Annotated in this window: 15 protein-coding genes; 14 read left to right on the top strand and 1 reads right to left on the bottom strand. The window is 45.0% G+C overall.

Going from position 1 to position 16,144, the window contains the following annotated elements:
* The first annotated feature begins 11 nt into the window (after positions 1–11).
* The 3 genes from I8U21_RS05945 to I8U21_RS05955 all read left to right on the top strand — a co-directional run bounded on the left by I8U21_RS05945 (position 12) and on the right by I8U21_RS05955 (position 2,717).
* Positions 12–599 (top strand): HD domain-containing protein, encoded by a 588-nt coding sequence (locus tag I8U21_RS05945; RefSeq protein WP_232334006.1) that lies wholly within the window; start codon positions 12–14, stop codon positions 597–599.
* A gap of 62 nt (positions 600–661) precedes the next feature.
* Positions 662–1,420 carry an NAD-dependent deacylase gene (locus I8U21_RS05950; RefSeq protein ID WP_198053493.1) on the top strand — a complete coding sequence of 253 codons (759 nt, stop codon included), beginning with the start codon at positions 662–664 and terminating at the stop codon, positions 1,418–1,420.
* Positions 1,421–1,787: 367 nt separating this feature from the next.
* On the top strand, positions 1,788–2,717 hold the full coding sequence (locus I8U21_RS05955) for a YbfB/YjiJ family MFS transporter (RefSeq protein ID WP_198053494.1): 930 nt from the start codon (positions 1,788–1,790) through the stop codon (positions 2,715–2,717).
* A gap of 90 nt (positions 2,718–2,807) precedes the next feature.
* Here the strand turns inward: I8U21_RS05955 and I8U21_RS05960 are convergent, their stop codons facing one another.
* Positions 2,808–4,166, bottom strand: coding sequence for a helix-turn-helix domain-containing protein (locus tag I8U21_RS05960; RefSeq protein ID WP_198053495.1), 1,359 nt, complete (start codon positions 4,164–4,166; stop codon positions 2,808–2,810).
* A gap of 251 nt (positions 4,167–4,417) precedes the next feature.
* Between I8U21_RS05960 and I8U21_RS05965 the strand changes: the two genes are divergently transcribed.
* The 11 genes from I8U21_RS05965 to I8U21_RS06015 form a co-directional block, all read left to right on the top strand.
* The gene (locus tag I8U21_RS05965; RefSeq protein ID WP_198053496.1) at positions 4,418–4,687 is read left to right on the top strand and encodes a hypothetical protein; all 270 of its coding nucleotides are present in this window, start codon (positions 4,418–4,420) and stop codon (positions 4,685–4,687) included.
* Between the two features lie 89 nt (positions 4,688–4,776).
* Complete coding sequence (locus tag I8U21_RS05970) at positions 4,777–6,246, top strand: flavin monoamine oxidase family protein (RefSeq protein ID WP_370527032.1); 1,470 nt, start codon at positions 4,777–4,779, stop codon at positions 6,244–6,246.
* A 140-nt stretch (positions 6,247–6,386) separates the two neighbouring features.
* Positions 6,387–8,540 (top strand): DNA topoisomerase III, encoded by a 2,154-nt coding sequence (locus tag I8U21_RS05975; protein WP_198053498.1) that lies wholly within the window; start codon positions 6,387–6,389, stop codon positions 8,538–8,540.
* 230 nt (positions 8,541–8,770) lie between these two features.
* Positions 8,771–10,285: a Tle-like phospholipase domain-containing protein gene (locus I8U21_RS05980; RefSeq protein WP_198053499.1), complete on the top strand. Its 1,515-nt coding sequence runs from the start codon at positions 8,771–8,773 to the stop codon at positions 10,283–10,285.
* 117 nt (positions 10,286–10,402) lie between these two features.
* The gene (locus tag I8U21_RS05985; protein WP_198053500.1) at positions 10,403–11,047 is read left to right on the top strand and encodes a hypothetical protein; all 645 of its coding nucleotides are present in this window, start codon (positions 10,403–10,405) and stop codon (positions 11,045–11,047) included.
* A 212-nt stretch (positions 11,048–11,259) separates the two neighbouring features.
* Positions 11,260–12,444: an alpha/beta hydrolase family protein gene (locus I8U21_RS05990; RefSeq protein ID WP_198053501.1), complete on the top strand. Its 1,185-nt coding sequence runs from the start codon at positions 11,260–11,262 to the stop codon at positions 12,442–12,444.
* 264 nt (positions 12,445–12,708) lie between these two features.
* Positions 12,709–13,473, top strand: coding sequence for a hypothetical protein (locus tag I8U21_RS05995; RefSeq protein WP_198053502.1), 765 nt, complete (start codon positions 12,709–12,711; stop codon positions 13,471–13,473).
* Positions 13,389–14,189 (top strand): YqiA/YcfP family alpha/beta fold hydrolase, encoded by an 801-nt coding sequence (locus I8U21_RS06000; RefSeq protein ID WP_198053503.1) that lies wholly within the window; start codon positions 13,389–13,391, stop codon positions 14,187–14,189. Before I8U21_RS05995 ends, I8U21_RS06000 begins: the two co-directional genes overlap by 85 nt.
* Positions 14,190–14,195: 6 nt before the next feature.
* Positions 14,196–14,921: a hypothetical protein gene (locus I8U21_RS06005; RefSeq protein ID WP_198053504.1), complete on the top strand. Its 726-nt coding sequence runs from the start codon at positions 14,196–14,198 to the stop codon at positions 14,919–14,921.
* Positions 14,922–15,040: 119 nt separating this feature from the next.
* Entirely contained in the window at positions 15,041–15,772 is a 732-nt protein-coding gene (locus tag I8U21_RS06010) for a hypothetical protein (RefSeq protein ID WP_198053505.1), read from the top strand.
* A 95-nt stretch (positions 15,773–15,867) separates the two neighbouring features.
* A partial coding sequence (locus I8U21_RS06015; RefSeq protein ID WP_198053506.1) for a hypothetical protein occupies positions 15,868–16,144 on the top strand: 277 nt, incomplete at its 3' end.

The following is a 16,144-nucleotide window of genomic DNA, read 5'->3' on the forward strand; positions in this document are numbered from 1 at the left end:
TTTTGGTGAAGATGAAACTTCTCAGATCGTCCGGGAAAACTCCCGAACCGTTTCATGCGGATAGACTGGCAGACTTTCTTTCTCCTGAAGAAAACCGGTATCATCATATCTTGGGCGTTGTCCGTTTAATGAAAGAGATTTTGCCAAAGCTAAATTTCAATGAGGAAGTGAAAAAAGAACTGATTCAAGCCGCTTATCTCCATGATATCGGTTATAGTCCCAAGTTAAACAAAACCAACTTTCATCCCTTTGACGGAGCTTGTTTTGCTTTTAAGGCCGGTTTTAACAAGCCGGTGATTGCCGCGGTTCTTTTTCATTCGGAAGCTTATGAAACGGTAAAGGAAAAAAGAAGCGATTTGCTTCCGGCCTATTCTTTGAATCATGATCTGTTGGACGAGCAAGACCGGCTGTTTACAGACTTGGTCACATATTGTGATGTTCAAACTTCGCCGCAAGGGGAAAAAGTCAGTTTGGACGAAAGGGTCCGGGATGTGGTAAAGCGATATGGAGAGCATCATCCGGTCAGCCGGATGATGATTCAGTGCAAACCGAAATATCAAGACATCATCAACCGCGTTAACCGGTGGATCTGTTCATAAAGCCGAGACTGGTTTCCGGATCAAAATCGTCTTAACATGAATGGGAGAAGGAGGGTAAGGGCATGAGAGAATGGGTGAAAAAGGTTCAAAATGCCAAACATCTCGTGGTTTTGACCGGGGCGGGGATGTCCACGGAAAGCGGTCTTCCGGATTTCCGCTCGCAAGGCGGGCTTTGGAGCGGCAGGGATCCCAATGAAATTGCCACCCCGGGTGCCATCGGGACGAAAGATTTTTTTGAGTTTTACCAGATGCGGGTGGAAGAGTTGTTGAAACATCACCCCAATATCGGCCATTATGTGTTGGCTGAACTGGAAAAAGAAGGCATGGTGAAAGCGATCCTGACGCAAAACATTGACGGTTTCCATCAGCGGGCGGGAAGCCAAAAAGTGATCGAGATTCACGGGCACATGCGCCATCTGGTTTGTTCCGGCTGCGGAAAAGCGTATCCGGCCACTTCGTATCGTGAAGGCGCTTATTATTGTACCGATGAGCAGTGCCGGGCTCCTCTCCGGCCGCCGATTGTGCTGTTTGGGGAACCGCTGGACACGGCTTCCTGGAATGAGGCGGTCCGGGAAGTGGAGCAAGCGGATCTGATTCTCGTGATGGGCACGTCCTTGCAAGTGTATCCTTTTGCCGGGTTGGTGGAAATCGCCCATGAAACCGGTTCAGACATTATCCTCATCAACAAAAGTACCACGCCGCTTGATTCCCTGGCGGATCAACTCATCCGCGACAGCATCGGGCTGGTGCTGAGCGAAGGCGGGAGAGTTCTGTTGGGAGAAGAGCGGTTGCGGAAATTGGAGGAAAAGGTGCAAGGTTAAAGGCTGGGATGTGGATCATTTAAAACGATGGACAGGTAGAAAATATGTTATAGTAATAAAGACAAACATTGCTGATATCCCAATAAGAACACCTCCCCGGTTGAGGCCGGGAGGTGTTCGTGTTTTAAGGGGAATCGGCGGGGAGAGCATTGGATTCAATTATAATTTTTGGTGTTAACAGAAGAAATGTTTTATATATAAAATTTATATTATTGAATATATTTAATGGATTTAATAGAATGAATATATCTTTAATCAATATCTTTGTGTGGTTTGTCGTTATATATCGGAGAACTCAATGTTTACACATAAACTAGAAAGAGATGATAAAACGTTGTCTCTTTTGTGAAGGAAGAGTCGATGTGTCATGAAACAAAATAATCTGGTTGTCACCTTGGCTTCGGGAACCATTGCATTGCTGATTGCCATGGGAATTGGACGGTTTTCATATACCCCGCTTCTCGTCTTGATTTCAGGCATAGTTTTGGATCGGCTGGCCAATCAACAGCGAATGAGCTGGGCTGGTTTTTTCTATGGTGGGGTTGGATGGGGGATCTTCTTCAGCGGTTTGCTCGTGCCTTATTTTGTCCAATGGTTGCAATGGGATGGAGCGTGGCTCGGTTTGATGGTATTCAGTATTCTGTTGGGTTTGGTTTCGTGGTTTGGTGTGACAGAAGGAAATGAATCAGCCGGGTCATCGGAGTCCCATCCAACTGCTGTGGAAGTTCAGAACAATAAAAAACAATTCATTTGGCTGATGACTGCTTATGGGTGTGAAGGTTTGGGTTATATCGTGACGGGAACCTTTCTGGTGGCAATGGCGGCGCAAATTCCTTCCTTGTCTCAAAATCCCGCCGTCAGCTGGATGATTGCAGGGCTTGCCGCAATCCCTTCCTGTATTTTTTGGGCATGGATTGCGAATTGCTGGGGATACCAAATTTCCCTGATGGTTACATATTTATTGCAAGCAGTCGGTGTCCTTCTTCCTGCCATTTACCCTGATGCCATCGGGATTTATTTGGGAGCTTTTCTGTTTGGCGGGACTTTTATGGGGATCACCACGCTTGCCACTTCCATGGGGCGGGAGATTTATCCTCAACAAAGCAGTCGCGTGATCGGTTATATGACTGCGATTTATGGATTGGGTCAAATTCTCGGCCCGATCGGTGCCGGGATCCTTGCGGAGAAAACAAACAGTTATACTTCTTCCTTGGTATTCGCCACCGCAATTCTGTTGTTGGGGGCAATTTTTCTAATGAATAATGTTATCGCACAACGAAAAAATACTCTGTTATGAAGGGGATGTCCTTTCACTTGGCGATGGACAAACATTGCGGATATTCCAAGAAGAACACCTCCCGGGGATGAGCCGGGAGGTATTCGTGTTTTAAGGGGAGTCGGCGGGGAGGGTCACGGGCAGGGGTTCTTTCTTCTCCCGGCTTTTGACATGGGAATGGAGGAAATCCAAGGCAAAGGCATGGGTATGGCGTTCTCCCAGTTTGTCGAGATGCGTGCCGATCAGAAGATGGAGCCGGTCGGTTAAGTCGGAAAATGAATGCTGTGTCGCGATTTGGAGTGCCTGCTTCAATGTTTGAAAAGCTTTGTGGTTTTCGTTTTGCAGAAAAAAGCTGTTTGCCATGAGCATCAAGGCTTCGCATTCATGGTAAATCAGGCCCGCTTTTCTGCTGGATGCAAGCGCCTTGAGGGAATAGTTGCGGACCGGTTCCGCTTGTTTCCTTTTTTCATGCAACGTGGCCAGCTGTATGTAAAGATAAGCGGACAATCCCGCCTTGCGCACCTTTTTTTCCAACTGTTGCGCCGTTTCCAGACAGATTTCCGCTTGATGAAGCTGTCCGGATTCGATGTAAATCCGGCCCAGCATTCCCCAAAACTTCATCAGGCGATCCGCCATCTTGTCCACACGAGCCAGCTCAATCCCTTTCAATGCCGACTGGATGGCCATGGAATGCATCCGGGCTTTGGCCAAGATGGAAGAACGGACGTCATAATGATACAGGAGTGCTTCTTTGCTGAGATAGCCGGCTTGCTCTTTTTTCAATTCATTCAGGGTGTTTTGCGCTTCTTCCAGGCGGTTCAGTTTTTCGAGATAAATGGCCTGATTGACCAGAATGATTTCTTTTAAATACCTTCTTTCCCCCTCTTCCTGAAAACATTCCCGTGCCTGTTTGGCATACCGGAGTGCTGTACCGTATTGGTCCGTCATGTACTCCAGCAGGCTTAACCCGTTGTAGCTGGCGGAATGCAAGTTGCTTTCAGCCATTTCCGGATATTGTTGTTCCAGTCGCAAAATCGCCTCCGTGAAATGTTTCTGCGCTTTTTTCCCTTTCTTTTTCCCGGCGTAAGCTTTGCCTTTCAAATAATGCGCCCACACAGAGAGCGGATGGTCATCGTGAATGTTCAGTTCCCTTAATCGTGCCAGGCCCGGGTCCGGGCTGATCAGATCGATGATCGTTTCGACGGCCGTCAACTGCAACCGGATGGTCTCATTGATCTTTTCTTCTTTTGTCTTTTGCATGGAAAAACACGTTAAGTCTTCTTTCACTCCCAGCTTTTTCAGGACGTATTCCAATTTTTCCACGCTGACTTGCCCTCTGCCGTTTTCAATCGAGCTTAAAACGGGTTGGGTCAACTTTTCATCCGTCAGGTCCGTCTGGCGGAGCTTTCGTTTCTTCCGCTGCTGGCGGATAAACCTCCCGAGTGCCACGCGATCGATTTGTTCTTTCATTCCATTCACCTCAAAAAATTTTCCGTCCGGTTTTGTCGATATATTTGGGGGAATTCCGTTTATTTGGTTTGGTGCACCAAATATCCGGAGGGTTTGTTTAAATATTTCGTGTATATTTAGAAATATCAGGAATAATTGAATGAATATAACCATTTTTGTTAAATTTGCAAATATTTTTTGTAAATTATATACTATTTTCGGACAAATCATCAACCATTTCATGGAAAATCCAAGGAAGGGGACAGTGAACCGTGTTGAAGTTAAACATCGAAGGAACCGAAAGCGAAGTGGAGAAATTTTTGGAAGACATGCAAAAAATGTACTTTTATGTCGCGGTCAAACGCGACGGCAATGAGGAAAGAACCGAGGTTTGTTGTGAAGCCAAAAAAGTGAAACACACCCGGGTCCGGATTCAGACCGAAGACGGGAAGACGATTGAAATTCCCTGTTGGGATTTGGAGGTTTTCAAAGAAGAGAAAAAATCAGTGTGGAAATTTAAATCCTACGATATTTTCGCGTAAATCCGACCGGATGGAGAAAAACGGGGGACCGCGATGCTTAAAAGGGCTGGAAATGCATAGGATATAGTATTCTATGTCCTTGGAGGTAAATCATGAATCCTTTTATTCCCTCGTTATCCAATGAAGAAATGATCTCCATCATCCAAAAAGGACTCGGCCGGACATCCCAACCGAAACGGATCATTGTGGTTGGAGCGGGAATGGCCGGACTGGTGGCTGCTTCTTTGCTGAAAGAAGCCGGGCATGAAGTGATCCTTTTGGAATCTTCGGATCGTGTGGGAGGAAGAGTGTATACAATCCGGTCACCGTTTGAGAACGGGGAGTATATGGAGGCCGGAGCCATGCGCATTCCCAATACCCATCATTTGACATTGGAGTATATCCGGAAATTCGGGCTGATGCTCCGGCCGTTTGTGAATTCCACTCCCAACGATCTGATTTTTGTCAATAATGTGTTGGTACGGCTGAAAGAGTACGAACGAAATCCGGATGTCCTGAGGTTCCCGGTTAATGACTTTGAAAAAGGGAAAACCATCAGCGATTTGCTCAATCTGGCCGTTTCCCCGATCACTCAGTTCATCGAAGAAGACCCGGATCAGCGTTGGATCACAGTGATCAAAGAATTTGACAAATATTCCGTCGATTCGTTTTTCCGTTACAATCCGGTGGGCTGGACCCTGTCGCCGGCCGCGATTGAACAAATCCTGGTGCTCGCGGATTTGGAAGGGCTTCCCGAATTGTCTTTTCTTGAGGCATTGCGTGAATTGATTCTTCTTGAAAGCCCGGATGTTTCTTTTTATGAGGTGGCCGGAGGGTTGGATCAGTTGCCGAAAGCTTTTTTGCCGCAACTCCGGCCCAACATTTTGTTCCGGCACAAGATGACCCGGATTGTGCAAAACGAACGGGAAGTCACCATTTATGCCCTGGATCAAAATTCCAAGATGGTTCATGTGACCGGAGATGCCGCCATCATCACGATTCCTTTTTCCGCTTTTCAATATGTGGACGTCGAGCCGTACGATTCTTTTTCGCATGCCAAATGGAAGGCGATCCGGCAATTGCATTACGTGGCTTCCACCAAAATCGGAATCCAGTTTAACAAACGGTTTTGGGAAGACGCGGGTTTGTTTGGCGGGAAAATGATCACCGACCAGCCGATCCGCTTCACCTATTTCCCCAGCCATGGGTTTGGCAGCGACACCGGCGTGGTGCTGGCCAGTTACACATGGGAGGATCATGCATTGATTTGGGACGGATTGTCCCTGGATCAACAAATCAAAGAATACATGGATGAGCTGATGAAAGTTTTCGGCCCCTCGATCGAAAACCATGTCGTGACGGGCGCTTCCTTCAGTTGGCAAAAATATCCGCATACCAACGGTGGATTCTCAATGTTTAAACCGGAACAGGAAAGCGAATTGTTCCCGGCCGTTATCGCGCCGGAAGGAAGGGTGTACTTTGCAGGGGAACATGCTTCCTACACGAGAACATGGATCCAGGGGGCGATTGAATCCGGAATCCGGACAGCCCGCGATGTCCACCGGCGGGATGAACCTTAAGCCTGCATGGGATTGACAGGCTTATTTTTTTTTGCCCGTTTTCCAAAAAGGGGGATGCAAACTGGTACTCTGCCGAAAACAGTGGTAGAGTGAGATTGGTAAACTTTTTTGCGTGGATTGAAAGGATGTAAAGAGTCAAGATGAAAAAATCAGTGGTACTTGCAGAAAAACCTTCCGTCGGCCGGGATCTTGCCCGTGTCCTCGGTTGCCGCAAAAAAGGAAATGGCTTTATGGAAGGAGACAAATATATCGTGACATGGGCATTCGGCCATCTTGTCACATTGGCGGAACCGGAAGCCTATGACAAAAAGTACAAAGTCTGGCGGATGGAAGATCTGCCGATTTTGCCCCAACCCTTGAAACAAGTGGTGATCCGGAAAACGAGCAAACAATTTCATCAAATCAAGAAGCTGATGTCCCGTCCGGATGTCCAAAACATTGTCATTGCCACCGATGCCGGCCGGGAAGGGGAACTGGTGGCCCGGTGGATCATTGAAAAAGCCCGGGTCAAAAAGCCAATCAAGCGTTTGTGGATTTCTTCCGTCACCGACAAGGCAATCAAAGAAGGTTTTAAAAAACTGAAGGACGGGAAGCTGTACGAAAACTTATACCGTTCCGCGGTGGCCCGGGCGGAAGCGGATTGGGTGGTCGGCATTAATGCGACCAGGGCGTTGACCAGCAAGTATAACGCTTCACTCTCATGCGGGCGGGTCCAGACCCCCACGTTGGCCATGATTGCCCGCCGTGAAGAGGAGATCAAAAACTTCCGGCCGAAGCCGTTTTACGGGGTGGAAGCGGTCACGGACAAAGGGTTGAAATTCACTTGGAAAAAAGGCCGGAGCTTTCGCAAAGAGGTTTGCGAAAACATCGTGGCTGCAGGCAAAGGCCAGAAGCTTTCCATCACCCATGCCAGCCGGAAAAAGAAAAAGAAATGGGCGCCCGCCCTTTACGACTTGACCGAATTGCAACGGGAAGCCAACCAGCGGTACGGATTTTCCGCCAAAGAAACCCTGTCGACGCTTCAGCAATTGTACGAAACGCACAAAGTGGTCACCTATCCGCGCACGGATTCCCGTTATTTATCCTCCGATATCGTGGATACGTTAAAAGAACGGATTGAAGCCTGCCGGGTGGGTCCGTATGCGGAGTTTGCCCGGCAAGCGAAACAAGGGGTGAAAGCCGGCGCCCATTTCGTGGATGACCGGAAAGTTTCCGATCACCATGCCATCATTCCGACCGAAGAGCCGGTCCGGTTGGAAGACCTCAGCCCCCGGGAACGAAAGATTTTTGATCTGGTGGTGCGAAGGTTTTTTGCCGTGTTGTTCCCGCCCTTTGAATATGAGGAGATCAAGTTGGAGGGAACCATCGGAGGGGAACCATTCATCGCCGGTGGAAAAACCGTGTTGTCTCCCGGCTGGAAACAAGTGGCCGGCAGCGAACCGGAAGCCGACATGAACCCGGCATTATCCCGGGTTCAGCCCGGCGATGAGCTGACCATCCGGTCTTTGAAGTTGACGCAAGGCGAAACGGAGCCACCGGAACGCTTTACCGAAGGCACCTTGATCGCCGCCATGGAAAATCCGGTGAAATACATGGAAACCGACCGGAAAGATTTGATCAAAACGATCGGGGAAACGGGCGGGCTCGGAACCGTGGCCACCCGGGCGGATATCATCGAGAAATTGTTTGACAGCTATTATATTGAAAAGAAAGGAAAATACATTTACCTCACCTCCACCGGCAGACAACTGCTCGATTTGGTCCCGGAGGAGTTGAAATCGCCGGAACTCACTGCGAAATGGGAACAAAAACTGCAGTCGATCGCAAACGGGAAATTGAAAAAAGAAAGCTTCTTGCGTGAGATGAGGGATTATGCCAAACGGGTGGTCAATGAAATCAAAGCCAGCGAACGCACCTTCCGCCATGACAACCTGACAGCCACCCGCTGTCCGGACTGCGGCAAGCGGCTGCTTGAAGTCAAGAACAAAAAAGGAAGAATGCTGGTTTGCCAGGACCGGTCCTGCGGTTACCGGAAAAACCTGGCTCGCATCACCAATGTCCACTGCCCCGAATGCAGAAAGCGGATGGAACTGCGCGGGGAAGGAGAGGGGCGCATCTTTGTCTGTTCTTGTGGTTTCCGGGAAAAATATGCCTCTTTCAAAGAACGGATGGAAAAAGAGCAAAAAAGCAAAGTCTCGCGCAAAGAAATTAATCGCTATCTCAAACAACAGGAGGAACTGTCCAATCCGGCTCTCAAAGAAGCCTTGTCCAAACTCTTTTCCTCCAATGAATGAGAAATTTCCCCGTCTTTTCAACCCTGCTGAAAAGGCGGGGTTTTTTATGTGACGGAGTGGAATTACAATTCAGAAATTTTAAAATATGTGTTGAACAAAAAAATGGTAATTTATATAATTTTATAGTAGTTGTTTAGTTTTGCGAAATCATATTTTTTGGAGTCATCCACAATTGATGCTGTTAAGTGAAGAATGTGTTGATTATGTAAAAGAGGTGAAAAGTTAAAGGAATGAAATTTTTATATTACGGGGGTCTTTTTTTTCTATTTGTTTTGGTTTCAAGTGTATTGAGCACTGGTCCGGTTTATGCAACCGGTGGCGGAGGTTTTGAGATTCCTGAAATTAATGAGGATTTTAATAAGGTAAAACCGGCTCCGGCTCCCCCGAAGGAGACAAATATTGCTGAAACGAAGCAAGAAAAAGGCTTTTGGAAAAGCATGAGCGATTCAATCGTAAGTTCATGGAACCAATTGAAAAAGGGAGTGTCCGACTCGTGGAACCAATTAAAAAACGGAGTTTCCAACGCATGGAACAAACTTCAAAACGGAGCCGTGAAGTATTGGAATAAATTAAAAAACGGTGTCAAAAATACATGGACAACAGCCAAAACGGCCGCCAAAAAGTTGGTCAAAGGGACATGGGATTGGATTAAATCCACTACAGGCAAACTGATAATGGGTACTGCTCTTGTTGTTTCTGCTCTGACCGGACTATTCAGTAAATTTGGTGAATTCATTTCGGAAAGAGTCCGGTCGGCATATGCCAGTGTGAGTATGTGGATGAAAAATTTTTTTGCAAGAAGCAAATCGCTACTCCAAAAATTAGTGGCCAGTCTGATCGGTATCGGAACTGCAAGTGGTACGAGTCCGGGACATCCGGACTGGAAGCTGAGAGATATAAAGATTTCGGATAAACAGTTGGCTGAAATATCGGATTTGGTTTATTCCGATAAAAATGTCGTCGCCGCTGAGTTGGAAAATATCTTGGGGAAAGGGTGGCAGTTAGATGAAGAAATGAGTCTCGATTTAAACAATGGATTACAAATGTATGTGCTTAAAAATCCTCTCACAAACGAAATGATTGTCGCATTTCGGGGAACAGAGCCAACGCAGTGGCAAGATATTGTGATTGGAGATGGGCCAATTGCATTTGGATATGATATTAATCCGCAGGCGATGAGAGCAAGGAAGCAAATTGAAAAGATTTTGGCGAATCCAAAATATCAAGGCTATAAAATGGTCTTGACAGGTCATTCGCTCGGAGGATATCTGGCATTGGATTCAGCAACCAAATACCGGATTCCTGCAGTTACTTTTAATGCTCCCGGAAAAAACTTGTTTCCAAATGTGAATGCTAACACTCTGAAAGGATTATTTTTAAAAGGACCAGTGGGGGCCATTACAGATACAATGGCTGGTTATTTAAGAAACATTTTAAATCCGGAAGTCCGGGAAATAGCGGCCAATGAAATAGCAGGCAAATATGAGGGGTTAATTCGAAATTATCGATATAATGATGATCTTGTAGGCACATTGGGATATCGGCCGGGTGAGACTTATGAGATTGAATCGGATGGAAGCGTGAGAAGGGTGGACGAGTTAACCGGATTGGATAATCAAATCGGACTTGGATTATCCAGTCACGGGATTTCCAACTTTACCGGATATGACAGAGGCGAAAGAAAAACTGTAGACACCCCCATTCCAGATATTTATGATGAGGACGGAAATATTGTAAAAAGATGAGGTGGGGACAAAATGTTTTTTGGTAAAAGATGGTGCAGTGTAATCGTTCTGTTTGCCTTATTGCTTGCAGGCTGTCAGACACAATCCACAGAAATGCCGGAGGGAGAGGGGAAAACAATGACCCAAGAAGAAGAAAAACAACTCAAAGAAAAGGCTGTTCAATACATCAAGGACAAATACCATCAAGCATTTGAGGTTCGTGAGGTAACCAAGGGGCAAGCGGCCGGCCTCATCCGAGTGCGGGGAATTGTGAAAGACGGAAAAGATACGGAAGCGACGGTTTTTTGGAAAAAAGAAGAGGAAATGGATGACACCTATCTCACGGAATTATGGACGAAAGAATTGACCCCGAGAATCAAAGATATGTTGAACAAACATATGAGTGTGAGAAGCGTTGACCATGTTTCCTATAATGACGGAACTGCCAAAGACACGAGATATACCGGAAATGTTCCTTCCATCTTTGACGTGTTGAAGAATGGAGGGAATGAAAAGTATATCTTGGAGGTGACCGGTGAAATATATGAAAACGGCGGACAGTCTCCCGAAAATATCAAGTCATTTCTAAAGGAATTGAAGGATATGAATTTTCATGAGATCGGATTCGAATTCCATGTTTACGATGACCGGTTAAACGCTGATCCCGCCAAAGATGAAAATAAATATTTGTTATATCGCTACAACATTCACATCCCGGACATCCAAAAAGTGAATATCGAAAACCTTGATTTGGATCAATATAAAACCGTGATCCAACATTAAAAAAGATGGGCAGAATTTGTTCTGTCCATCTTTTTGCCTTATCGCAAGGCGACAAAGGATAATTTATCAAGTTATTCCTTCATTTTTAAACTCAAATATGGAATTTTTTATTATAATTATTAATATTAGCAAAAGGAGAAGGAAGAAAATCCATCGATTTCAAAGTCTTTAATGAAACGGACTCACAGGTAAAGAGGTGAAAGGTTGCCAAGATGAAAAGATTACGTGACGGGAGCCTTTTGTTCTTGTTTCTTTTCGCTGCCATGGTTATTTTTCCGGTTTCAGCCCATGCCGGCGGCGGAGGATTTGAGGTTCCCGAAATCAATGAGGATTTCCATGAGATCAAAGAAGGACCGGCTCCCGCCAAAGGGACACCGACGGCAGAAACCGGGGAAGCGAAAGGTTTTCCGGATCGTGTGGCGGACGGGATTGCCGGCTTTTTCAACCAATTCAAAAGCGGAGTCAAAAAGGCATGGGATTCCGCCGTCACGGCCATCAAAAAAGTGGCCCGGCAAACATGGGACTGGGTGACATCCACTGCCGGTAAAATAACGGGAGGGATGGCGCTGGTGGTCATAGCCCTCGCCGGATTGTTCGGCAAGTTCGGCCGGCAGATCCAAAGCACCGTCCAAAGAGCATACAGCAGTTTGAAACAGAGGATGCAGAACCGGCTGTATCCGAACGGCACCTTGAAAGACCGGAAAGTGACCGATCGGGAGTTGGCGATCGCCGCCATGGCATCCAAGGGTGGAAACGCCGGGCAGAAAACCGTGGACAAGCCGGGAAAAGATTGGGAGGCTGTTTCCGGTTTAAGGGAAGAACTTCCGTACGGCTTGCAAGCCGATGTGTTTGTCAACCCCCGCACCAACGAGATGATGATTGCTTTCCGGGACACGGAGACTTTCCCGGGAAAAACGGGTAAAGGTGCTGCGGGATTTGATCAGGATGCCGTCAATGCGCAAGTGATTGCGGCCCGTAAATATTTGCAAGAAAAGATCTTCAACGAAGAAAAATACTGCCATTACGACAAGATCCTGACGGGACATGCCTTGGGAGGATATGTCGCCGCGGACTGTGCCGCCAGATACAAGATCCCGGCCGTGACGTTTAATGTTCCAAAGTTGCCAAACGTAAGTGAGAAAACATTGTTGGGGGCATTGGGCGGGTCCAAAGGAGCCGTGGGAATGGCTCCCATGGGCAATTATGCGGTCAAAATCACAGAGGGTTCCCGTGCGGCAAAAGTCGTCAAAGAATCAACCGGTGCATACGACAAACTGATCCGCAACTATCGTTTTCCGGAAACAAGCGGGAATGATTCCGGCGGACGGTTCGGGAAAAAGGGCACACCCCTTTTTGAATTTTTCGGAAAAGCAAAGGGGAATCTTGTTCCAAGATAACTTTTGTCTTATGGGGCGGTTGGAAAGATGCATTTTCAAGGGGAAAACAAGGCGCATGTCCCGCCCTTTGTTTTTTTACTTGGTAAAATTTCAATATCCCCATTTGAACTTGATGTAATAAATCGGTCAAATAATTTGTGAATAGTTTATGAAAAAGAAAGGAGTATTGAAAATAATGTCATATATTATATAATTTCATAGGATTTTCAGAATTCCCCTTCAGCAAGGGGACGCATCATGTAAAAGAGGTGAAAGGTTGCCAAAATGAAAACGATACATCATGGGAAACTCTTCTTATGCTTCATTTTGGTTGCATGTGTACTGGCCACACCAACTGCCTATGCAACCGGTGGCGGGAGTTTCGATGTTCCGCAGATCCATGAGGATTTCAACCAGGGAAAACCGGCGCCGGCTCCCAAGCCGACGGAGGAGCTGAACGTTGCCCCGTCCAAGCAGGAGAAAGGCTTCTTCAGCCAAGTGGGAGACTTTGTCTCCGGTTCTTGGAACAAATTAAAAAACGGGGTCTCCAACACTTGGAACAACCTGAAAAACGGCGCGAAAAAGGCTTGGGACACCGCCGCATCCGCCACCAAGAAAGCGGCCCAAAAAGCCTGGGATTGGATGACCTCCACAGCAGGCAAAATTACCGGGGGAATTGTCCTTGGAATCACAGCCCTTACCGGATTGTTGAGTAAATTCGGACAACCCCTCGCCAGAGGAATCCAATTGGCCTATACGAGTTTGAAAAATCTCTTTGCAAGCATAAAAGGAGAAAATCTGACAGCCAGTCTGGGGAATGCCGGAATGGCAAGGGGAAACAGCCAATATCCTTATGGAAAGCTGAGTGATTTAAATGTAACTGATCAACAATTAGCGTTTGCAGCACAAATGGCTTATGAAGATGAAATACCTTCTATTGAAGTATTTGATAAATTAGGGGAAGGTTGGAAAGAAGAAAAAAATATTATATTGATCACTCGAGTGGGTTACAAGCACATGTATTTAAAAATTCAGCAACTCAAGAAATAATAATTGCTTTTCGGGGAACTGAAGAGACATTTAAAGATTTATTGATAACAGATGGCGGATATATTGCTAGGGGAGATGACATAAATAATCCCCAAGCATTAGAGGCACGAAAATATTTAGAGAATATAATAAATGATCCAGATTTTCAAGGCTATAACATTGTGCTAACTGGTCACTCCCTTGGCGGCTACTTGGCTGCGGATTGCGGTGCCAGATATAAGATCCCTACGGTAACATTTAATGCAGCCGGAATGAATTTATATGATAATCTTAACACCAGCAAGTTATCAGAGATTATATCCGAGAAAATGAAAAATTCGTGGTTCGTGCCAGTCAGCGTAAAGAAAGCATTGATATGGTTGGAAGGTGATATTAAGGTTGGAGATCAATACAAACGAAACATATCTGATCCCCAAATACGAGAGATTGCTGAAAACGAAAAGGCCGGTGCTTATGATGATTTGATACGGAACTACAGATATAAGGATGATCTTATTGGCTCATTTGGGTATCGTCCAGGGAAAACATATAATATTCAATCGGATGGAAGTATTAAATTGGCAGAAGATGCCAAGGGACTGGATAATAAAAAGAGTCTCAGTTGGGGACATAGCATATCGAATTTTACTGGATATGACGAGGGCAAAAAAGTAGACACACCCATAGTTGATTTGTACGGTAAAGATGGTAATATCGTTCCGAGAAAAAAGGAGTGAACTGGGATGAGATGGGGCAAAAAATTAATACTGGCAGTATGTATGGTTTTCTTTTTATTAACCGGTTGTACTGGGGGAGTGGAAGATATGAATCAAGCAGAAGAGAAAGAGATTAAGGAAAAAGCGATTCAGTATATTAAAAACACGTACAATAAGGATTTTAAAGTTTCCGAAGTAAGTAAAGATCGTTTTACAGGACAGAATTATACAGTTAGAGGGAATATAAAAGATGAGAAAAATACACAAGTATCAGTTCTTATGGAACAAGGCGAAATCAGAGATACATATGTAGGTACGTTATGGACGGAAGAATTAAAACCAAAAATGACTACCTTGGCTCAAAAACATTTTGATGTAAGAGAGTTGGAACATATTGTTTTTTCTAATGGAAGAAAAAGAGATAAGTATACCGGTGACATTCCCTCTGTCTTTCATGTATTAGAAAATGGAGGAGATCCTGATTATACATTGGATTTAACATTAAGGGTTTATGAACAAAATGGTCAATATGAACAAGGAGTTAGAAGTTTTTTACAAGAGATTGAGAAATTAGGGTTTAATAAAGTGATTATAGAGATCTATGTGTCTGATGATAAATTAAAATCAATAGCTGAGGAAACTAAAGAAAGTGAATACACATTATATCGATACAATATTGTGATTGATGACATTCAAAAAGTAGATATTGATAGTCTTGATCTGGATCGATACAAAACAGTAATCAAACATTAAAAAATCAGGGATGGGCAGAAAGATATTGGCCCATCCCTAAATTTATGGCTAAGTCAACGGGACAGCGGAACTTATATAATGACCTTAGGGATTGATGATAGGAAGGGAGTAGAAAAAAGGTGAATATCCAAAGAATCTGGATTGTTTTCATCCTGTTGTTTGTATTCCTGTTGGCCGGATGCACAGGAACGGGAGGAGAGGGAGATATAGATCAGGCAGAAAAGAAAAAAATCAAAGAAAAAGCCATTCAGTATATCAAGGATACATACAATAAAGATTTTAAAGTATCCGAGGTAAGTAAGGACCGTTTCACAGGACAAACTTATACAGTCAGAGGGAATGTCAAAGATCAAAAGAACACTCAAGTATCCATTATTATGGAACCGAATGAAATCAGGGATACATACGTGGCAACATTATGGACGGAGGAATTGAAACCCAAAATCACGTCATTGGTTGAAAAACATTTTGATGTAAGGAAGATTGAACATATTGCATATTCAAATGGAACCGAAAAAGATAAGTATACCGGAGAAATACCATCTATTTTTACTATCTTGGAAAATGGAGGGGAGCCAGAATACGAGCTGGCTTTAGTGTTTAATATTTATGAACAAAATGGTCGATACGAACAGGGAATCAAAAATTTCCTAAAAGCTTTGAAAGGGATGCATTTTAATGAAGTTGTGATGGAGATTTTTGTTTTAGAGGATAAATTTAAAACAACACCCGAGGGTACCAATGATAGTAATCATATTTTAAGCCGTTATAATATTTATTTTGAAGATATCCAAAAAGTAGATATCGATCATCACGATCTGGATCAATATAAGACAGTCATCAAAGAATAGAGAAACGGGGATGGGCAAAAGAAAATCATAGGATTTTCAGAATTCCCCTTACAGCAAGGGGACGCATCATGTAAAAGAGGTGAAAGGTTGCCAAAATGAAAACGATACATCATGGGAAACTCTTCTTATGCTTCATTTTGGTTGCATGTGTACTGGCCACACCAACTGCCTATGCAACCGGCGGCGGGAGTTTCGATGTTCCGCAGATCCATGAGGATTTCAACCAAGGAAAACCGGCTCCGGCTCCCAAGCCGACGGAGGAGCTGAACGTTGCCCCGTCCAAGCAGGAGAAAGGCTTCTTCAGCCAAGTGGGAGACTTTGTCTCCGGTTCTTGGAACAAATTAAAAAACGGGGTCTCCAACACTTGGAACA

The organism is Thermoactinomyces sp. CICC 23799 (assembly GCF_016055145.1).
Lineage (GTDB): Bacteria > Bacillota > Bacilli > Thermoactinomycetales > Thermoactinomycetaceae > Thermoactinomyces > Thermoactinomyces intermedius.